This is a genomic window from Devosia sp. LjRoot16, assembly GCF_964252795.1.
GTDB lineage: Bacteria > Pseudomonadota > Alphaproteobacteria > Rhizobiales > Devosiaceae > Devosia_A.
In genome coordinates, this window is sequence record NZ_CAXUPH020000007.1 from 65,277 (window position 1) to 85,809 (window position 20,533).

Annotated in this window: 16 protein-coding genes; 11 read left to right on the forward strand and 5 right to left on the reverse strand. The window is 66.0% G+C overall.

Annotated features, from left to right (window positions below; genetic code table 11):
* Positions 1-3 precede the first annotated feature (3 nt).
* Positions 4-1,485, forward strand: a complete 1,482-nt coding sequence (locus ACSQ23_RS26875; RefSeq protein ID WP_436092504.1) for a beta-N-acetylglucosaminidase domain-containing protein — start codon at positions 4-6, stop codon at positions 1,483-1,485.
* Positions 1,475-2,107, forward strand: a complete 633-nt coding sequence (locus ACSQ23_RS26880) for a GNAT family N-acetyltransferase (RefSeq protein WP_436092505.1) — start codon at positions 1,475-1,477, stop codon at positions 2,105-2,107. The genes ACSQ23_RS26875 and ACSQ23_RS26880 overlap by 11 nt, the downstream gene beginning before the upstream one ends.
* Positions 2,108-2,282: 175 nt before the next feature.
* Here ACSQ23_RS26880 and ACSQ23_RS26885 read toward each other — a convergent pair whose 3' ends face one another.
* From ACSQ23_RS26885 to ACSQ23_RS26905, 5 genes are all read right to left on the reverse strand, one after another.
* Entirely contained in the window at positions 2,283-3,059 is a 777-nt protein-coding gene (locus ACSQ23_RS26885; protein WP_436092506.1) for an SDR family oxidoreductase, read from the reverse strand.
* Positions 3,056-4,051: an ABC transporter permease gene (locus tag ACSQ23_RS26890; protein WP_436092507.1), complete on the reverse strand. Its 996-nt coding sequence runs from the start codon at positions 4,049-4,051 to the stop codon at positions 3,056-3,058. Before ACSQ23_RS26890 ends, ACSQ23_RS26885 begins: the two co-directional genes overlap by 4 nt.
* Positions 4,052-4,278: 227 nt before the next feature.
* On the reverse strand, positions 4,279-5,319 hold the full coding sequence (locus ACSQ23_RS26895; protein ID WP_436092508.1) for a sugar ABC transporter substrate-binding protein: 1,041 nt from the start codon (positions 5,317-5,319) through the stop codon (positions 4,279-4,281).
* Between the two features lie 40 nt (positions 5,320-5,359).
* Positions 5,360-6,130, reverse strand: a complete 771-nt coding sequence (locus tag ACSQ23_RS26900) for an ATP-binding cassette domain-containing protein (protein WP_436092509.1) — start codon at positions 6,128-6,130, stop codon at positions 5,360-5,362.
* The gene (locus ACSQ23_RS26905) at positions 6,127-7,275 is read right to left on the reverse strand and encodes an ROK family transcriptional regulator (RefSeq protein ID WP_436092510.1); all 1,149 of its coding nucleotides are present in this window, start codon (positions 7,273-7,275) and stop codon (positions 6,127-6,129) included. The genes ACSQ23_RS26900 and ACSQ23_RS26905 overlap by 4 nt, the downstream gene beginning before the upstream one ends.
* A gap of 141 nt (positions 7,276-7,416) precedes the next feature.
* Between ACSQ23_RS26905 and ACSQ23_RS26910 the strand changes: the two genes are divergently transcribed.
* The 9 genes from ACSQ23_RS26910 to ACSQ23_RS26950 all read left to right on the forward strand — a co-directional run bounded on the left by ACSQ23_RS26910 (position 7,417) and on the right by ACSQ23_RS26950 (position 20,357).
* A complete protein-coding gene (locus tag ACSQ23_RS26910) occupies positions 7,417-8,013 on the forward strand; it encodes an ANTAR domain-containing response regulator (protein WP_055876888.1) in 597 nt (198 codons plus the stop codon).
* A gap of 2 nt (positions 8,014-8,015) precedes the next feature.
* The gene (locus tag ACSQ23_RS26915) at positions 8,016-9,224 is read left to right on the forward strand and encodes a CmpA/NrtA family ABC transporter substrate-binding protein (RefSeq protein ID WP_436092511.1); all 1,209 of its coding nucleotides are present in this window, start codon (positions 8,016-8,018) and stop codon (positions 9,222-9,224) included.
* A gap of 644 nt (positions 9,225-9,868) precedes the next feature.
* Positions 9,869-11,173 carry a CmpA/NrtA family ABC transporter substrate-binding protein gene (locus ACSQ23_RS26920; RefSeq protein ID WP_436092512.1) on the forward strand — a complete coding sequence of 435 codons (1,305 nt, stop codon included), beginning with the start codon at positions 9,869-9,871 and terminating at the stop codon, positions 11,171-11,173.
* A 134-nt stretch (positions 11,174-11,307) separates the two neighbouring features.
* Complete coding sequence (gene ntrB / locus ACSQ23_RS26925; RefSeq protein ID WP_436092513.1) at positions 11,308-12,192, forward strand: nitrate ABC transporter permease; 885 nt, start codon at positions 11,308-11,310, stop codon at positions 12,190-12,192.
* Positions 12,193-12,203: 11 nt separating this feature from the next.
* Positions 12,204-12,998, forward strand: a complete 795-nt coding sequence (locus ACSQ23_RS26930) for an ABC transporter ATP-binding protein (protein ID WP_436092514.1) — start codon at positions 12,204-12,206, stop codon at positions 12,996-12,998.
* Positions 12,999-13,488: 490 nt separating this feature from the next.
* Entirely contained in the window at positions 13,489-14,772 is a 1,284-nt protein-coding gene (locus ACSQ23_RS26935; RefSeq protein WP_055876902.1) for an MFS transporter, read from the forward strand.
* Positions 14,769-17,219: a nitrite reductase large subunit NirB gene (gene nirB, locus ACSQ23_RS26940; protein WP_436092515.1), complete on the forward strand. Its 2,451-nt coding sequence runs from the start codon at positions 14,769-14,771 to the stop codon at positions 17,217-17,219. The genes ACSQ23_RS26935 and nirB overlap by 4 nt, the downstream gene beginning before the upstream one ends.
* Entirely contained in the window at positions 17,219-17,557 is a 339-nt protein-coding gene (nirD, locus tag ACSQ23_RS26945; RefSeq protein WP_055876908.1) for a nitrite reductase small subunit NirD, read from the forward strand. The genes nirB and nirD overlap by 1 nt, the downstream gene beginning before the upstream one ends.
* A 157-nt stretch (positions 17,558-17,714) precedes the next feature.
* Positions 17,715-20,357 carry a nitrate reductase gene (locus ACSQ23_RS26950; protein ID WP_436092516.1) on the forward strand — a complete coding sequence of 881 codons (2,643 nt, stop codon included), beginning with the start codon at positions 17,715-17,717 and terminating at the stop codon, positions 20,355-20,357.
* Positions 20,358-20,533 lie beyond the last annotated feature (176 nt).

A 20,533-nucleotide genomic window follows, 5' to 3' on the forward strand; every position in this document is an offset into this window, starting at 1 on the left:
CAGATGGGAACTGTTCACGACTTTCCGAGTGTCACCGCATCGCCGCCGGGGCTTTCCGGCTGGTCGCTGGATGTGCTGCTGGATCAGCCGGATCGACAAGGGGCGGGGCGCGCCAAGGTGCCGACAACGTTCCTCTCGGGCGTCATCGAAGGCTTTTACGGCCGGGCGTGGACGCATCTGCAGCGGATCGAGATGCTCGACTGGATCGCCAATGCCGGGATGAACAGCTTCGTCTACGGGCCCAAGGACGACATCAAGATCCGCGCCCGCTGGCGCGAACTCTACAACGCGGCGGAAGCCGCAGCTCTCCAGGAGCTGGTCGACGCGGCACGGGCGCGGCAGCTCATTTTCATGGTGGCGATCGCCCCGTGTCTCGATGTCGTCTACTCGGACGCAAGCGACCTCGAGGCGCTGAAGCGCCGGCTCGACCAGCTCCTGGACCTCGGCGTGACGCATTTCGCGCTGCTGTTCGACGATATCCCACGCACCATGATGCCGGCCGACGAGCGGGCCTTCCCCTCCTTCGCGGCGGCGCAGAGCTATTTCGCCAACGAGGCGTTCAAGCACGTCAAGGCGCGGGTTCCCGGAGCAGCCGTGCTGTTCTGCCCGACCGAATATTGCGCGGCGTTCGCCGGGCATGACGTGCCGGGCTCAGCCTATCTCAACAGCATCGGAGCGGAGCTCCACCCGGAGATCGGGGTGTTCTGGACCGGGCCGGATATTGTTTCGAAGACCATCAGCGCCGAGAGCCTCATCGAAGTCGGCCGGGTGCTGCGGCGCAAGCCGGTGATCTGGGAGAATTTCCACGCCAACGACTACGATATCCGCCGCGTCTATGCCGGACCGCTGGGCGGCCGGCACGCCGATATCCTGCCGCTGATCGACGGGATCATCACCAACCCCAATAACGAGTTCGAGGCGAACTTCGTGCCCGTGCACGCGACCGGCGCCTTTGCCGCCGGCTCCGACGACGAGGCCTCGGCCTTCGCGCTGGCGTTGAAGGCCTGGCAGCCGCGCTTCCGGCTGGCCTTTACCGGGCAGACCGAGACGCTGACGGTGGAAGAGATCCGGCTCCTGGGTGAGTTGTTCTACCAGCCGTTCCGCTGCGGGCCGCAGGTCGAGGGCCTGCTGCAATCGGCGCGCCGGCTGATGAGCGAGAAGCGGCCCGACGTGCGCAACGAGAGCTGGCAGGATGGGCACGAGGCGCTGGTGCAGTTCCGCGACCGCATCACCGCCTTGTTCCACCGGATGACCGAGCTCGAGAACCGCGACCTGTTCTATGCCTTCCACCCCTATTTGTGGGAAGCGCGCGAGGAGATGACGCATCTCGTCACCTATCTCGACTGGCTGGCCGGCGATCCGCCGCGCGGCGCCGACTTCCCCGACAAGGAGCGGATCTACAATTTCTACCGGCAGGGCTTCACCGTGGCGGTGCAGGAGCTGCTGCCGCGCGACGGCAGCGGGCGCTACCGGCATGGTGCTTGATTTCGGCGGCGGCTACCGGCTCCGCGGGGCGCTGGCCGAGGACCATGCGGCACTCAACATGGTGTGCCTCAGGACTGGCGACAGCGGCAAGGACGCGACCGCGCGCGAGGACGATCCGGATCTGCTCGGGCTGATCTATGCCGTGCCCTACCAGGTGTACGAGCCGGATTTTGCCTTCGTGGTTGATGGGCCCAACGGGGTCTGCGGCTACATTTTCGGGGCGCCGGATACGCCGGGGATCTATGCTCGGATGGGGGCGGAGTGGTTCCCGCCGCTGGCAGCGCGGCTCGCCGATCCGGGGCCGGACGAGAGCCGGTGGCAGGGCAGCGACTGGGCCCGATACGCGATCCATCGCCCGGAATTCGTCTACCCCGAAGTGCTGCACCGCTATCCGGCGCACGGCCATATCGACCTGCTCGAGGAGGCCCGCGGCAGGGGCATCGGCCGGCGCGGCATGGAGCATGTGATGGCAAAGCTGAAGCGGGCCGGGGCGCGGGGCATGCACCTGCAGGTGAGCCCGGTGAACCGCGGCGCGCAGAGCTTTTACAGGAAGCTCGGGTTCGAGGTGCTGAAGGACCCGGTGCTGCCGCGGCACACGACGTTCATGGTGGTGGGGCTGTAGGGACTACCGGTTGCGCGAGCGGCCCCACCCCACCCAGCTTCGCTAGGCGGCTGAGCCGCCAAGCTGCGCTGCCCTCCCCATCAAGGGGAGGGAGACGATTGAACCGAAGCCGCAGAAAGCGTCTCCCTCCCCCTTGTGGGGAGGGATCAAGGGTGGGGGTGGCCCCACGCACCGGCTAATCCCGATCCGGCATGATCCTGAAGTCGTTCCCCTCGGGCAGCAGCTGGCCGCCATCGACGATGATCGTCGTGCCGGTGATGTAGCTGGCTTCGTCCGATGCCAGAAACAGGAAGGCGTTGGCGACGTCGCGGGTGCTGCCGAGGCGGCCGAGGGGGATGGCGTCTTCCATCGATTTGAGGAACTCGGGTGAGCGGTGCTGCTGCACCGCTTCGGTGAGGATGTTGCCGGGTTCGACCCCGTTGACGGTGATGCCGTAGCCGGAGAATTCGAGCGCCGCGGCGCGGATCAAGCCGTTGATGCCGGCCTTGGTGGCCGAGTAGTGGCCGTGGCCGGGGCTGGTGACATGCGGGCCGGTGATCGACGAGGTGAAGAGGATGCGGCCATAGCCCTGCGCCTTCATCGGGGTGAGCGCGGCACGCGCCGCGATGAAGCTGCCGCGCAGGTTCACCCCCATGACCCGATCCCAGTCGTCGACGGAAGTCTGTTCGAGCAGCTGCCAGGGGTAGATGCCGGCGTTCTGCACCAGGATATCGAGCCGGCCATAGCTCTCGAGCGCCAGGGCGACGGCGGCCTCGGCGTCGGCGAGCTTCGAGATATCGGTGAAGATGAAGGGCGCGCCGAGCTCAGCTGCGGTGGCTGCGCCGGCCTCGCGCTCGGTGTCGGCGACAATGAGGTTAGCGCCTTCTTCGGCGAAGCGGACGGCAATAGCTTTGCCGATGCCGCGCGCCGCCCCGATGACGAGCGCGGTCTTGCCTTGAAGTCGTTTGGTCATGCGAGTTTTTGCCTGATCGAGAGTTTGAGTGTGTCGAGGAGCACGGCGGCGAGCACCAAGAGGCCATGGATCACCTGGGTGGAGGTGGCGGGCAGGCCCATCAGGTTGATGGCGGTGTTGATGGCCGAGAGCAGCAGCACGCCGGCATAGACGCCGGGCAGCGCGCCGACGCCGCCCTTCAAACTGACGCCGCCGATCACCACCGCGGCGAAGGCGTTGAACAGCAGCCCCATGCCGAGATTGGCGGTGGCGCCTGAGGTGCGGATGGCGAGCAGCCAGCCGGCGAGCGCCGCGATGGCGCCGGCGAGCACGAACGAGGTGATGAGGATGCGGTCGACCTTGATGCCGGCCCGGAAGGCGGCGTTCTGGTTGCCGCCGATGATGATCAGGTGCCGGCCAAACCGGCTCTTGGCCATGATCAGCGAGAACACCACGAAGCAGAGGATGGCGATCCAGGCGGTGAGCGGCAGGCCGAGCAGGCGCTGCACGCCGAACCAGCGAATGGCGGGCGCCAGGTCCTGCGCCGAGCGGCCGCCGGACAGCGCCAGCACCACGCCGCGCACCCAGATATAGGAGGCGAGGGTGACAATGAAGGCGTTCATCTTCAGCTTGACGATCAGCAGGCCGTTGAAGGCGCCGATGGCGCTGCCGACGGCCAGCGCGATGAGCAGCGAGACCGGAACGCCGAGCCAGTCGGGCGTGAGCTCTACGCCCATGCCGATACCGGCCGAGCAGAAGACGATGCCGACCGCCATGGCGGAAAGCGCCGCGACGGATTCGACCGACAGATCCATGTGGCCGGCGATGATCACCAGCGCGAGGCCGATCGACATGACGCCGAGCACCGAGGAGGCCTCGATGATGTTGGCGAAGATGCCGGGCTGAAAGTAGTTCGGCACGAAGATCGAGAACACCAGCAGCACGAACAGCAGCATGAACCAGACGAGGTTATCGAGGATGAACTCGAGGGCGCGGCGGGTGTTGGGGTTCATTGAGAGGATCGCTCGGTTTCGAACTGATGTTGCAGTCGGGCTACCCTCCCCTGGACGGGGAGGGTAGCGGAGCTTGGCCGCACTTGCGGGCTAGCGCAGCTTGGGTGGGTGCGAGGCAGGCACGGTCCTGGCGTGGGGCACCCCCCACCCTAGTTCCGCTAGGTCGCTTCGCTCCCAGCTTCACTACCCTCCCCGCGAGGGGGAGGGTGCCCGACTGCGGTGCTTCGCTACTCCACCGACTTCACGGTATCCGTCGGGGGCTTGAGGTTGCCCCAGAAGGCCGGGTTGTCGATGTTCTCGGCCGTGATGGCGGCGCCGGGGATCTTGATATTGGGGCCCCAGGCTTCGATCGTCACGGTGGAGGGCAGGCCCAGCACGTCATATGAGCCGGCCTTGATCTCCTCTTTGTTCACGATCTTGTCCATGAACATGGCGACGGCGGCAGCCTGGGCGTAGAGCGGCTGCTCGACTTCGGCCTGCATCCAGCCCTTGCGGATCAGGTCGAGGCCGACCGGTGCGCCGTTGGACGACAGCATCAGCACGTCGCCCGGCTTCTTGCCGGCAGCTTCCAGCGAAGCGGCAGCGGCGACCGAAAGGTGAGCGGCGTGGTTGAAGATCAGGTCGATATCGGGGTTGGCCAGCAGCTGGTCGTTGACGATGGTGCCCGCGGCATCAGCGGCCCAGCCGAGCGCCGGCAGCGAGATGATCTTGACGTCAGGGTAGGCCGCCATCTTCTCCTCGAAACCCTTCTGGATATCGAGGGTGTAGGGGTCGCCCGGATCGCCGAGCACCTGCAGCACCTTGCCCTTCACGGCGCCGTTCTTCTTGGTGAGGAGGCCTTCGACCACCTCGGCGGCGACATAGCCGATCTCGACGGTGCCGGCGACCGAGGTGAAGGACGACGGCGTCGAGGTGATCTGGCGGTCGAACTCGACCACCGGGATGCCGGCGGCCATGGCCGCTTCGATCGAGGGCTTCAGCGCATTGAAATCGACGGCGGCGAGAATGATGGCCGCCGGCTTCAGCGCGATGACGTCGTTCATCTGGGATTGCTGGACGTCGGTCTTGTTGTCGGCATTGAGGGTCTGCATCTCATAGCCGACCTGCTTCAGGAACATTTCCAGCGCCGAGACCGAGCCGGTCTGGAACTCGTCGAGCAGGGTGGGCACGAGGTAGTAGACCTTGCCTTTGGTCTGGGCGAAGGCCGGCGTCAGCAGGGCCAGAGCCACTGCCAGAACGCCGAAGACGGATAGAAGTATTCGCTTCATTTCGTTCGCTCCTTGGTGCCGGATTTCCCTGTTCTGCCCCTCAACCGGCCGCTCCGGCAGCGGCCAGGGTTTCCCCGGTGATCATGTTGACCACCGCATCGGGGCTCGTATCCTTGGTTGCAACATCGCCGGCCACGACGCCCTGGCGGATCACCACGATCCGGTCGGCGACCTGGAAGGCCTGCTGCATGATGTGGGTGATGATGACGACGCCGATCCCCTGGTTGGCGACGGCGCGGATCATCTCGAGGCCGCGGCGGGTCTGCTCGACGCCGAGCGCGGCGAAGGGTTCGTCGAGCAAAACGAGCTTGCCGCCCCAATGGACGAACCGGTTGAGCTCGATGGCCTGGCGCTGGCCGCCCGAGAGGTGCTCGACCTTGGTGCGGAGCGAGGGGATTTTGGTGCCGGCGCTGGCGAGCGCCTTGGCGACGACGGCCTCCATGGCTTTCTCGTCGAGCACCGACATGCCGAGCACCTTCCTGGTGAGCTCGCGGCCCATGAAGAAGTTGGCGACGACATCGACATTGGTGGCGAGCGACAGGTCCTGGTAGACCGTCTCGATGCCGGCGGCCTTGGCCTCCGAGGGCGATTTGGCGAGGAAGTCGCGGCCGTCGAAGGTCATCCGGCCGGAGGTGGGTTCGAGCCCGCCGGCGATGATCTTCACCAGGGTCGATTTGCCGGCGCCATTGTCGCCGAGCAGCGCCACCACTTCGCCCTTGCCGATGGTGAAGCTGATGCTCTTCAGCGCTTCGATGGCGCCATAATTCTTCCTGATGTCGTCGAGGACGAGCAGGGGGGCGAAGCTGGTCATGCGGCAAGTCCCTTGAGCTGGGTTTGGCCGGGAGCGAAAAGCTGGCCGAAGCGGGGCGAGAGCACGCCGGCCACCGCCAGCGCCGCCGCGCCGCGCAGCACGGTGTGCGGGCCGCCATCGGAGATGATCAGCCGTGGCGCCTTGCGGTCGTGGCGAGCCGAGACCGAATTGGGCAGGTTGGCGGCGACGCGGGCGAGCTCGGCGCTGAGGCTCGGCGGCGCCAGGCCGCCAAGAATCACCGTCTCGGGATCGAACAGGTTCTCGATGGTGATGAGGGCGGCGCGCAGTTGCGGGCCGATGGCGTCGGCATAGGCGGCCTCGCCGAGCCCCCGCCGGTTGAAGGCTTCGAGCGATACATAGCGTTCGAGGCAGCCGCGATTGCCGCAGGGGCAGAGTTCGCCATCGGGAACGATGGGGATGTGGCTGATCTCGCCGGCGTTGCCCCAGGCGCCGCGCTGTCCCACTCCCTCGTGCACCATGATGCCGCCGAGGCCGACGCCGATGAACAGGTAGTAGAAATCGGCGAACTCGGCGCCACGGCCATAGAGCCGCTCGCCCAGTGCGGCGGCGGCCATATCGGATTCGATGAAGGCGGGCAGGCCCGTGACTTCGGCGAGCCGTTCGCGCAGCGCGACATTGCCCCAGCCGACCATGGTGGTGGGGCCGACAAAGCTCATCGACTCGACGCCGAACGGGCCGGGCAGCGACAGGCCGACGCCGAGCATGCGGGCGCCACCACGCGGGGCGCGCAGTTCGGTGACCATGCTGCCGATCAGAGTGAAGGCTTCGTCCGGGCTGCTGCGGGCGGCATTGCTGTGGACCGAGCCGACGACGTCGCCGGCGAGGTTGATCAGTGCCGCGTCGAGCCCGAGCGGGGTGATGTAGACCCCGATGGCGTAGCCGCCCTCGGGGTTGATGCGCAGCGTCGTCGGCGGCAGGCCGCGGCCGCGCGGTTCCTCGCGGTTGGAGAGGATGTAACCCTGCTCTTCGAGCTCGCGGATGATGGTGGAGACGGTCTGCACGGTAAGGCCGACCTCCGCTGCGATGCGGCCACGGGTGGTCGGGCCAGTCGCGCGGATGGCTTCAAGGACGATGCGCCGGTTGTACGGCCGTCCGAATTCCTGGTTCGTCCCCCTCAGGCCCAAGGCGTCCCTCCTAGGCTGGCGGGGAGACTGTGACGACGAATTTATTAAGTCAAATGGAATTCAGAAATCGCCGCTGAAATGATGGGCAGGGTTGCGAAAGCGGCGCTTGATTGTGCAGCTCGAACATGCCGATAACACCCCATGCCGGTGCAAGACCTCGCCATTCTGGTGATCGACGAGAACCGCATCCGCGCCTCGATCATCGAGGACGGATTGCGTGAGGCCGGGCATGCCCGGGTCACCGTGGTCAACGAGATCAACGAGGTGGCGCGCGTCATCGAGCGCGACATGCCCGACGTGGTGGTGATCGACCTCGAGAACCCCAACCGCGACCGGCTGGAACATTTCTTCACGCTGAGCCGGGCGCTGAAAAAGCCGATCGCCATGTTTGTCGACCGCTCGGACGCTTCGGCGATCGAGGCGGCGGTAGAGGCGGGGGTCTCGGCCTATGTGGTCGACGGGCTGAAGAAGGAGCGGGTGAAGCCGATCCTCGACATGGCGGTGAGCCGCTTCAACGCCTTCGCCCGGCTGACGCGGGAACTGGAGCAGGCGCGCAGTGAACTCGAGGATCGCAAGGTCATCGACCAGGCCAAGGCGATCCTGCTCAGGACGCGCGGCCTCAGCGAGGCGGATGCCTATAAGCTGCTGCGCAAGACCGCGATGAACCAGAACCGCCGCATCGTCGATATTGCCCAAAGCCTGGTGACGGCCGACAGCCTGCTCGGCCCAGAGGAATAATCATGTCGCTCATTGCCCTCTCCGCCGGTTTCCTGCCCTTGCTCGATAGCGTGCTGCTGGTGCTGGCACGCGAGAAGGGGTTCGCGGCGGCCGAGGGGCTGGACCTGCATCTGGTCAAGGAGACCTCCTGGGCCAATATCCGCGACCGAGCGGCTTTGGGGCATTTCGATTTCGCCCAGATGCTGGCGCCAATGCCGATCGCCGCGACGCTGGGGCTCAACCCGCTATCGGTGCCGATGATCACCCCGATGATGCTGGGGCTGGGCAATAACGGGGTGACGGTGAGCGCCGCACTCTGGGCGCGGCTCGCCGATGCCGGCGCGCCGGCGACGCTGGCGGCCGGGCCGGTCGGCGCGGCGCTCAAGCAGGTGGTCGCGTCGTCGCAGCAGAAGCTGCGGTTCGGCGTGGTGCACCAGACTTCGTCGCATAATTACGAGCTGCGCTACTGGCTGATGGCGAGCGGCATCGTGCCGGAGCGCGATATCGAGATTGTGGTGCTGCCACCGCCGCTCCTGCCCGAAGCGCTCGGGTCGGGTGGGATCGACGGTTATTGCGTCGGCGAGCCGTGGAACACGGTGGGGGTGAAGAATGCCGGGGCGCATATCGCTACGGTGAAGGCCGCGATCTGGCGCTCGAGCCCCGACAAGGTGATCGGCATGCGGGCGCACTGGGCCGAGGCCAATAGCGAGATCGTCGCCGGGCTGATCCGGGCGGTGCACCATGCGGCCGTGTGGTGCGGCGAGAGCGCCAACCATCAAGAGATCGCCGCCATCATGGCGGCGCCGCATTATCTCGGGCTGCCGGCCGAGCTGATCCTGCCGGCGCTGAGCGGTGCGTTCGATATCGGCGGTGGGGTGGCGGCGAGCGTGCCGGAGCACTTCGTCCCCTATGCCGGGGCAGCCAACTTCCCATGGACCAGCCACGCCGCCTGGTTCTACAGCCAGATGGTGCGCTGGGGCGAAGTCGAGCACAAAGCCGAGCGGGCGCGTGCCGCGGCAATGACCTTCCGTCCGGATGTCTATCGCGCGGCCTTGGCGCCGCTCGGGGTGCCGATGCCGCTCGCCGACAGCAAGGTCGAGGGGCTGCTGGCGGCCCCGACCGAGGTGCCCTCGACAGCGGGGACGCTGGTCATCGGGCCGGACGGGTTCTTCGACGGGGTGCAGTTCGATCCGGACCAGGTCGAGGTGTATATTGAGGGGCAGCGCGGGTAATCCGGCTGTCTTAGCTTTCTCGCCGACGCCGGCAATCGGCGCGCCCTCTCCCGTCTGCGCCTATCGGGTTTTCCGCTGAAGCCGGCAGTCGGCGTGCCCTCTCCCGCTTGCGGGGGAGGGGGAACCACGCGAAAGCGTGGTGGGAGGGGGGTGCCCCACGCACTGATCGTAAGCAGATGGGGCAGGGGCCAGTGTTTGTGGCACCCCTCTCCCACCAGCCTTTCGGCTGGTCCCCCCTCTCCCGCAGGCGGGAGAGGGTGCGCCGACTGCTGACACCGGGCGCAACTACGATTACGAAATGAGCAAACACGAAATATGCCCATAATTGTCGCATAGCAGTTGGTGATGGATTCAAATTAGGCAAAATACGCTCCTGCCCAATTTCTAACCACACGCCTAACCATCTGAAACACCATCACTTATCGCCGTCATCCAGTTTGGCACGGCGCGTGCATTGTGTTCTCCGAACGCAAAATCGCGATCATTCGGCGTCCAACGGTGGGCGCCCCACGACAGGCAAAGCCGCCAACGGGAACGCCCACTGGTCTCCGGACCAGCGTGCAAGACCTGTTGGCGGCCTTGTTGTTTTGGGGCCGAGGGGCACTTCGGGGCGCCGGCTTGATCGCATCACTCGGAGAGACTTGATGACCAAATCGACCACCACCTCCCTCCTCACCCGCCGGGCTTTCCTCGCGGGCACTACGGCCACCGCGGCAACGCTCGTGGCGGCCAAAACCCTGTTCCCCTCCGGCGCCTTTGCCCAAGGCGCGGGCCCTGAAGTCACCGGCGCCAAGCTCGGCTTCATCGCCCTGACCGACGCCTCGGCGCTGGTCATTGCCAAAGAGAAGGGGCTCTTTGCCAAGCATGGCGTGCCCGATGTCGAAGTGCTGAAGCAGGCCAGCTGGGGCGCGACGCGCGACAACCTGGTGCTGGGCGGCGCCGCCAACGGCATCGACGGGGCGCATATCCTGACGCCGATGCCCTACCTGATCTCGACCGGCAAGGTGACGCAGAACAACGTGCCGCTGCCGATGTCGATCGTGGCGCGGCTCAATCTCGACAGCCAGGCGATCTCGGTGGCGCAGGCCTACAAGGATGTCGGCGTCGGGCTCGACAGCTCGCCGCTGAAGGATGTGTTCGCCAAGCGCAAGGCCGAAGGCAAGGAAGTCACCGTGGCGATGACCTTCCCCGGCGGCACGCATGACCTTTGGATCCGCTACTGGCTCGCCGCCGGCGGCATCAACCCCAATACCGAAGTTTCGACCATCACCGTGCCGCCGCCGCAGATGGTGGCGAATATGAAGGTCGGCAACATGGACGCCTTCTGCGTCGGCGAGCCGTGGAACGAGCAACTGGTCAACCAGGGCATCGGCTTTACCGCGACGACGACGGGTGAGCTCTGGAAGGGCCACCCGGAAAAGGCGCTGGGGCTCAGGAACGATTTCATCGAGAAGAACCCAATCGCCACCCGCGCCATCCTGATGGCGGTGATGGAGGCGGCGCAGTGGGCTGACGACATGGCCAATAAGGAAGAGCTGAGCCAGATCCTCGGCAAGCGCGGCTGGTTCAACGTGCCGCCGGCCGATGTGCTGGGGCGGCTGAAGGGCGACATCAATTACGGCAATGGCCGGGTCGTCACCGCCACCGGGCTCGAGATGAAGTTCTGGAAGGACCATGCGTCCTATCCGTTCAAGAGCCACGATGCGTGGTTCCTCACCGAGGATATCCGCTGGGGGTACCTGCCGGCCGAAACCGACGTGAAGGCGCTGGTCGACCAGGTGAACCGCGAGGACCTGTGGCGCGATGCGGCCAAGACACTCGGCGTCGCGGCGGCCGACATCCCGGCTTCAAGCTCGCGCGGGCCGGAGACCTTCTTCGACGGCAAGGTGTTCGACCCCGAAAACCCGTCTGCGTATCTCGAGAGCCTGGCGATCACCGCTCTGGGTTGACTTGCTTAGTGGTCGCGCTTTCGAACCGGAAAAGTCTGCAACTTTTCCTGAAAGCGCTCCAGCCCTGACTGGCGCCGGGTCCAACCCGGCTCGGCGCCACTTTTTTCCCTCATTCAGTAACGGACCCCGCGAGCATGAGTGCAGAGGCCCAGTTCGAAACCGTCGCGCCGACCAAGAAGGCGAAGGTGTTCGCCTTTCCGGCGCAACCAGGCAACCGCAGGATCGACCTGAAGAAGCTGGTCACCGGCATTGCGCGCTCCGTGGTGCCGCCGCTGATCGTTATCCTGTTGATCCTGCTGATCTGGCAGATCGCCTGCTCGACCCCGGGCGCCTCGCTGCCGCCGCCCTCGGTGGTGTGGGAGCAGGCGGGCGAGCTGATCTGGAACCCGTTCTTCGACTATGGCAATGGCGATATCGGGCTGGCCTGGCGAGTATTCGCCTCGCTGCAGCGGGTCGCTGTCGGCTTCGGCCTCGCCGCGCTGGTCGGCGTCGCGGTCGGGGCGTTTATCGGACAATCGGTGTGGGCGATGCGCGGGCTCGACCCGATCTTCCAGATTCTCCGCACCGTGCCGCCGCTGGCCTGGCTGCCGCTGTCGCTGGCGGCGTTCCGCGATAGCCACCCCTCGGCGATCTTCGTCATCTTCATCACTGCGGTGTGGCCGGTGATCATCAACACCGCGGTGGGCGTGAGGAACATCCCGAACGACTACCGGAACGTCGCGGCGATCCTGCGGCTCAACCCGATCGAGTTCTTCTTCAAGGTGATGGTGCCGGCCGCGGCGCCGTACATTTTCACCGGTTTGCGGATCGGCATCGGGCTCAGCTGGCTCGCCATCGTCGCGGCGGAAATGCTCACCGGCGGGGTCGGTATCGGCTTTTTCATCTGGGATGCGTGGAATTCGTCGCGCCTGCCCGACATCATCGTGGCGCTGGTCTATATCGGCGTGATCGGCTTCATGCTCGATCGCCTGGTTGCCGGCTTCGGCGCCTTCATCACCCGCGGCACGGCCGCGAACTGAGGGACCCGAACATGACTGGCTATCTCAAGATCGAACACGTCGACAAAAGCTTCGAGCGCAACGGGGTGACCTCGGAGGTGCTGAAGGACATTTCGCTGGAGATTTCCGAGGGCGAGGTGATCTCGATCATCGGGCATTCGGGCTGCGGCAAGTCCACCTTGCTCAACCTGATCGCCGGGCTGACCGAGGTGAGCTCGGGCGCGATCGTCCTTGGCTCGGAAGTGGTGAGCGGGCCGGGGCCGGAGCGGGCAGTGGTGTTCCAGAACCATTCGCTGCTGCCCTGGCTGACGGTCTATGAGAATGTCAACCTGGCGGTCAGCAAGGTGTTCGGCGGCAAGAAGTCGAGGGCCGAGCGGCATGAGTGGATCATGCACAATCTCGACCTGGTGCAGATGGGCCATGCCCGGGACAAGCGGCCGGCGGAGATTTCCGGCGGCATGAAGCAGCGCGTCGGCATTGCCCGGGCGCTGGCGATGGAGCCGAAGATCCTCTTGCTCGACGAGCCGTTCGGGGCACTCGACGCGCTGACCCGGGCGCACCTGCAGGATGCGGTGATGGAGATCCACGAGCGGCTCCACAACACCATGATCATGATCACCCACGATGTCGACGAGGCGGTGCTGCTCTCGGACCGGATCGTGATGATGACCAACGGGCCGGCGGCGCGGATCGGCGAAGTGCTCGCTGTGCCGCTCGGCCGACCGCGCCGGCGGCTCGAGCTGGCCGGTGACCGGACCTATCTCAAGTGCCGCGAGGCGGTGCTGAAGTTTTTGTATGAACGGCATCGGTTTGTTGAGGCGGCTTAGCACCGGCGGTGCAGTAATCCTCCCCCGCGTGGCGGGGGAGGGGGACCAGCGAAGCTGGTGGAGGGGGGAGCCCAAGCCGGCGAGTCTTGCCGCCCCCTCCACCGCCTTCGGCGGTCCCCCTCCCCCGCCACGCGGGGAGGATCACGGAGCGGTCGGTGACCTGTGCTCAAACTTTCACCATGCAGTTCCAGTGGTCAAAATCTGTGCACAGCTCCGCCCACTCTGGACTCAAATTAGTCAGTGCTGCTGCCTGATCATTTTCGCGGCATCCGGCTAACCAACTGCCAAGACTAGCGTTTTCGCTTCCAACGCAGTTTGGCACGCTACGTGCATTACTGTTCTTATGAGACGCGGTTTCCGCGCTTCTCATCCGGCGTCCAACGGTGGGCGCACCCCCAACAGGCAAAGTCGCCCTCAGAAGCACGGTCCACGACGGACTGCGCCTCCTAGGAGTTTTTTGTTTTGGCTCTCATCCCAGCGGAGAGAATTCATGAGCGCCCCTGATGCTCAAATCGCCTCGCAGCGCCGTGCGCTGACGCTGTCGACCATCGCCTTCACCGTCTGCTTTGCCGTCTGGACGATCTTTTCGATCATCGGGGTGGCGCTGAAGGATCAGCTCGGCCTCACCGAGACGCAGTTCGGGCTGTTGATCGGCACCCCGGTGCTGACCGGCTCACTGGTGCGCATCGCGCTCGGCATCTGGACCGATCGTTATGGCGGGCGGCTGGTCTACACCATGACCATGCTGGCGGCGGCAGTCGCCACATCGCTGCTGGTCTTCGCGCAGACCTACGAGCAGTTCCTCATTGCGGCGCTCGGCGTCGGGCTTGCCGGTGGCTCGTTCGCAGTCGGCGTCGCCTATGTGTCGCGGTTCTATCCGCAAAAGCAGCAGGGCACGGCGCTCGGCATCTTCGGCGCCGGCAATGTCGGGGCGTCGGTGACCAAGTTCGTCGCGCCGTTCGTCATGGTGGCGTTCGGCTGGCAGGCGGTGGCGCTCAGCTGGGCCGCGGTGCTCGCGGTGATGGCAGTGGTGTTCTGGTTCACCACCGAGGACGATCCGGTGCTGGTGAAGCGGCGCCAGGAGGGCGCGCCGCAGCGCAGCCTCGCCGCCGAGTTCGCGCCGCTGAGGGATATCCGGGTCTGGCGCTTCGGGCTCTACTACTTCTTCGCCTTCGGGGCGTTCGTGGCGCTGACGCTGTGGCTGCCGCGCTACCTGATCGGGGTCTACGGCTTCGACATCAAGACCGCCGGCATGGTGGCCGCCGCCTACTCGATCCCGGCCAGCCTGTTCCGCGCCTATGGCGGCTCGCTTTCCGACAAGGTGGGCGCACGGACGGTGATGTACTGGACCTTCGGCGTCTCGGCCGTGGCGACCTTCATTCTCGCCCTGCCGCCCAGCGACATGCTGGTGCATGGCATCAATGGCAGTTTCACCGTCAATTTCGGCATCAGCCCCTGGGCCTTTATCGGGCTGGTGTTCGTCCTCGGCTTCTTCATGAGCCTCGGCAAAGCAGCGGTCTACAAGCACATCCCGGCCTACTACCCCGACAATGTCGGGGCGGTGGGCGGCCTCGTCGGCATGATCGGCGGGCTCGGCGGCTTCATCCTGCCGCTGCTGTTCGGCTGGCTCAACGACGCGACGGGGCTGTGGAGCAGCTGCTTCATGGCGCTGTTCGTGCTCGTCGCCGTGGCTTTCGCCTTCATGCACATCGCCGTGCGCCGCCAGACTCGCGCGCAGCCGGCCGCACACCTTCAACTGGAGACGGTTCAGTGAAAGAAAAACTCGTCATCATCGGTAACGGCATGGCGCCCGGGCGGGCACTGGAAAAGCTGTTCGAGACCGACCCTGATCGTTACGATGTGGTGATCTTCAACGCCGAGCCGCGGGTCAACTACGACCGCATCATGCTCAGCCCCGTGCTGTCGGGCGAGAAGAGCTTCGACGACATCGTGATCCACGGCGACGCCTGGTACATCAAGCACGGCATCACGCTCTACAAGGGCTGCAAGGTCGAAACCATCGACCGGGTGAACAAGACGGTGACCTCGGCCAACGGCATCACCGAGAGCTACGACAAGCTGGTGATCGCCACCGGTTCAGTGCCGTTCATCATCCCGGTGCCGGGGGTGAACCTCGCCGGTGTGGTCACCTATCGCGACCTCGACGACGTGAACGTCATGATGCTGGCCGCCAAGGCCAAGGGCAGGGCGGTGGTGATCGGCGGTGGCCTACTGGGCCTCGAGGCGGCAGCCGGGCTCAACGAGCAGGGCATGGACGTCACCGTGGTGCACGTGATGCCGACGCTGATGGAGCGTCAGCTCGATCCGGCGGCCGGGTACCTGCTCGGGGAATCGATGAAGGCGCGCGGCATCAAGGTGATGACCTCGGCCAATACCAAGCAGATCCTCGGCGACAAGCGGGTCACCGGCGTCGAGTTCGCCGATGGTTCGGTGATCCCGGCGGACCTGGTGGTGATGGCGGTCGGCATCCGGCCGAACGTCGCCCTCGCCAAGACCGCCGAGCTCGCCGCCAATCGCGGCATCGTGGTCGACGCGCAGATGCGCACCTCGGACCCCTCGATCTACGCGCTGGGCGAGTGCGTCGAAGTGAACGGGGCGACCTTCGGGTTGGTGGCGCCGCTCTACGACATGGCGAACGTCCTCGCCGCGCAGCTCTGCGGCGACGAGAAGGCGACGTTTACCCCGGTCGCCACGGCGACCCGGCTCAAGGTCACCGGCGTCAATCTCTACTCGGCGGGCGATTTCGCCGAGGGCGACGACCGCGAGGAGATCGTGCTGCGCGATGCCAGTGCCGGCGTCTACAAGCGGCTGATCCTCAAGGACGACAGGATCATCGGCACGGTGCTCTACGGCGATACCGGCGACGGGCCGTGGTTCTACGACATGCTGAAGCGCAACGTCGATACGCGCGAAATGCGCGACACGCTGATCTTCGGCCAGAACTACCAGGGTGGTGCCCCGCTGGACCCTACGGCGGCCGTTGCAGCCTTGCCGGATGAGGCAGAGATCTGTGGTTGCAACGGCGTATGTAAGTCGAAGATCACCGGCACTATCACCGCCAAGGGCCTGACGTCGCTCGACGATGTCCGCGCCCATACCAAGGCCTCGGCGAGCTGCGGCTCGTGCACCGGGCTGGTTGAAAAGCTGCTGCTCCTGACGCTGGGCGACAGCTACAACCCCGCCGCGGTGCAGCCGATGTGCAAATGCACCGATCTCGGCCATGACGATGTGCGCCGGCTGATCATCGCCAAGGAATTGCGCTCCATCCCGCAGCTGATGCAGGAGCTCGAGTGGAAGACCTCGTGCGGTTGCGCCAAGTGCCGGCCGGCGTTGAACTACTACATGATCGCCACCTGGCCCGGCGAGTACGAGGATGACGGGCAGTCGCGCTTCATCAACGAGCGCGTGCACGCCAACATCCAGAAGGATGGCACCTATTCGGTGGTGCCGCGCATGTGGGGCGGCATGACCAGCCCGAACGAGCTGCGCGCCATCGCCGATGTCGCTGACAAGTTCAAGATTCCGGCGGTGAAGGTCACCGGCGGGCAGCGCATCGACCTGCTCGGAGTGAAGAAGGAAGACCTGCCTGGCGTCTGGGCCGACCTCAACGCCGCCGGCATGGTTTCGGGCGCTGCCTACGCCAAGGGCCTCAGGACGGTGAAGACCTGCGTCGGTTCGGACTGGTGCCGGTTCGGCACGCAGGATTCGACCGGGCTCGGCATCAAGCTCGAGAAGTTCATGTGGGGCAGCTGGACCCCGGCCAAGGTGAAGATGGCGGTCTCGGGCTGCCCGCGGAACTGCGCCGAGGCGACCTGCAAGGATGTGGGCGTGATCTGCGTCGACAGCGGCTACGACATCGTCTTTGCCGGCGCCGCCGGTCTCGACATCAAGGGCACCGAGGCGCTCTGCCACGTAGACACTGAGACGGACGCGATCGAGGTGATCGCCGCGCTGACCCAGCTCTATCGCGAGCAGGGCCGCTATCTCGAGCGCATGTACAAGTGGCTGAAGCGGGTGGGGATGGAGTCGATCCAGGCCTCGATCGTCCGCGACCTCACGAAGCGCCGTTTCTACTACGACCGGTTCGTGTTCAGCCAGAAATTCGCCCAGGTCGATCCGTGGGAAGAGCGGGTCAACGGCAAGGACGCGCACGAGTTCGCCGCACTGGCGGAATTCGGCGTGCCGCAGGCAGCGGAGTGATGGACATGAACGACTGGATCGAGATCGGGCGCCTCGAGCAGGTTCCGTTACGCGGCGCGCGTTGTGTCAATACGCCAGCCGGCAAGATCGCGGTGTTCCGCACTGCCGAGAACCAAGTCTACGCCATCGAGAACCGCTGCCCGCACAAAGGTGGGCCGCTCAGCGAAGGCATCGTGCATGGTGGCTCGGTGACCTGCCCGCTACACAACTGGGTGTTCGATCTCGCGACCGGCGAGGCGCAGGGCGCCGACGAGGGGCAGGTCAGGACGTTTGCGGTGAACGTGGTCGATGGCCGCATCTTCATGGCGGCCGAGGTCATGCTGATGGCGGCGGAGTAGGCTGGCATCGTGGCTAACCACCCCTCATCCGCCCTTCGGGCACCTTCTCCCACAAGGGGAGAAGGCGATCGAACCGAGGACTCTCAGTCGGGATGCCTTCTCCCCTTGTGGGAAAAGGTGGCTGCGAAGCAGACGGATGAGGGGTCGGGAAGCCACGATGTCTAGTCCTTTGTCTACCACCCGCACCACCTGCCCCTATTGCGGCGTCGGCTGCGGGGTGCTCGCGACGCCGCAGCCGGATGGCTCGGTGACGATATCAGGCGATCCCGAGCATCCGGCCAATTTCGGGCGGCTTTGCTCGAAAGGCTCGGCGCTGGGCGAGACGCTGTCGCTGGATGGGCGGCTGCTCTATCCCGAGATCGGCGGCGAGCGGGCGAGCTGGGACAAGGCGCTGGACCTCGTGGCGAAAACCTTCGCCGAGACCATCGCCGAGCACGGGCCGGATTCGGTGGCCATCTATGGCTCGGGGCAGTTGCTCACCGAGGACTATTACGTCGCCAACAAGCTGATGAAGGGGTTCATCGGCTCGGGCAATATCGACACCAATTCGCGGCTCTGCATGGCCTCGTCGGTGGCCGGGCACAAGCGGGCCTTCGGTTCGGACACCGTGCCGGGGAACTACGAGGATCTCGAACTCGCCGACCTGATGATCCTCGTCGGCTCCAACCTCAGCTGGTGCCACCCGGTGCTGTACCAGCGGATCGTCAAAGCGAAGGCCGAGCGGCCGGGGATGCGGATCGTCCTGATCGACCCGCGGCGGACCACCACCGCCGACCAGGCCGACCTGCATCTCGCGATCAAGCCGGATGGCGATACGGCTTTGTTCGTCGGGCTGTTGAAGTCACTGGCCGAGCGGAACGCCGTCGATGCCGAGTTCATTGCCGAGAGCACCAACGGGTTCGGCGCGGCGCTCGACGTGGCGCGCAGCTGGAACCTCGAGCGGGTGGCGGAAGCCACCGGGCTCAGTGTGCGCGACATCGCGGTATTCTACGACTGGTTCGCCGAGACGACGCGGACGGTGACGGTCTACTCGCAGGGGGTGAACCAGTCGGCGACCGGCACCGACAAGGTCAACGCCATCGTCAATGTGCACCTCGCCACCGGCCGGATCGGCATGCCCGGGATGGGGCCGTTCTCGGTGACCGGGCAGCCCAACGCGATGGGCGGACGCGAGGTCGGCGGGCTCGCCAACATGCTCGCGGCGCATATGGATTTCGAACCCGCCAATATCGACCGGCTGAAGCGGTTCTGGCGCTCGGAGCGGGTGGCTGAGAAGCCGGGCCTGAAGGCGGTCGAGCTGTTCGAGGCCATCGCACAGGGCAAGGTGAAGGCGCTCTGGATCATGGCGACCAACCCGGTGGATTCGATGCCCGAGGCCGACAAGGTGCGTGCGGCGATCCGGGCCTGCCCGTTCGTCGTGGTGTCGGACATGAACGCCGCGACCGATACGGCGGTGGAAGCGCATGTGCGGCTGCCGGCGGCAGGCTGGGGCGAAAAGAACGGCACCGTGACCAATTCCGAGCGCCGGATTTCGCGGCAGCGGCCGTTCCTCGCCGCGCCGGGGGAGGCGAAGCCCGACTGGTGGATCGTCACGCAGGTGGCGCGCCGGATGGGGCATGCCGAGGCTTTCGGCTATGAGCGGCCGGCCGAGATCTTCGCCGAACACGCGGCGCTATCGGGGTTCGAGAACGAGGGCAGCCGCGACTTCGACCTCTCGGGTCTGCTGCATGCAGAATATGACGGGCTGCAGCCGGTGCAGTGGCCGGTGCGGGCGGTGCGCAGCACGGCGCGGATGTTCACCGATGGACGGTTCTTCACGCCTGACAGCCGGGCCCGTTTCGTCGCCGTGGCGTCGCCGCCACCGCTGACGCCGCCGCCGGGCATGCTGGTGCTCAATACCGGCCGGGTGCGCGACCACTGGCACACCATGACGCGCACCGGCAAAGCGGCGCGGCTCTCGGCCCATATGGCCGAGCCGTTCGCCGAGCTGCACCCGGATGACGCGGTGGAAAAGAGCATCCGGCACGCCAGCCTGGTGCGGCTCGAGAACCGGCATGGCAGCGTCTTGGTGCGAGCGCTGGTGACCGAGCGGCAGCAGAGGGGCTCGGTGTTCGTGCCGATGCACTGGACCGACCGGTTCTCGGCGCAGGGCCGGGTCGATGCGCTGGTGGGCGGGCAGACCGACCCGCAATCGGGGCAGCCGGCGCTGAAATCGGCAATGGTGGTGGCTGGGCCGGCTTTGGCCCGGCGCTACGGTTTTGCGGTCAGCCGGGGGCGGCCGGAGTTCGCCGGCACCGACTATTGGGCGATCGCCGAGACGACGGGCGGTTGGCGGGCGGAGCTGGCCTTCATCACCGAGCCCGCGGATTGGGTCGACTGGGCCCGGGCGGCATTCGGGGTGGGCGAGAAGGTCGAACTGCTCAGCATCGCCGACAAGGCGAGCGGCCGGCAGAGCCTCGCGCTGTTCGAGGGCGGCAAGCTGATCTTCGCGCTCTATCTGTCGCCCGACCCGGTGCTGGTGTCGCGGCAATGGGCGGTGTCGCTGTTGACCGAGACGATCAAGCCGGCGCGGCGCGCCGATATCCTGGTGGGTCGGCCGGGCGCCGACCGGCCCGATCCGGGCCCGATCGTCTGCGCCTGCTTTGGGGTGGGCGCCAACCAGATCGCTGAAGCGGCGCGCGGCGGCTGTCACACGGTCGAGGCAATCGGGGCGGCGCTGAAGGCGGGAACGAATTGCGGCTCGTGCCGGGCGGAGATTCGCGGGCTGATCGAGGTGAACCGGTTGCAGGCGGCGGAGTAGGGACCCCCGGGCCATCAGTCGGCGGCCCTCCCCCGCAGGCGGGAGAGGGTCGCCGACTGCCAGCTTCGCGCACGCTTCAGCGACGAATACCGAGCATTGCTGCCCCGTCATTCATTTGTCGTTCAGCCCCAGTCATCATAGGGTGAGGTAGAGGTATTCATACGATAGGGGTTTGG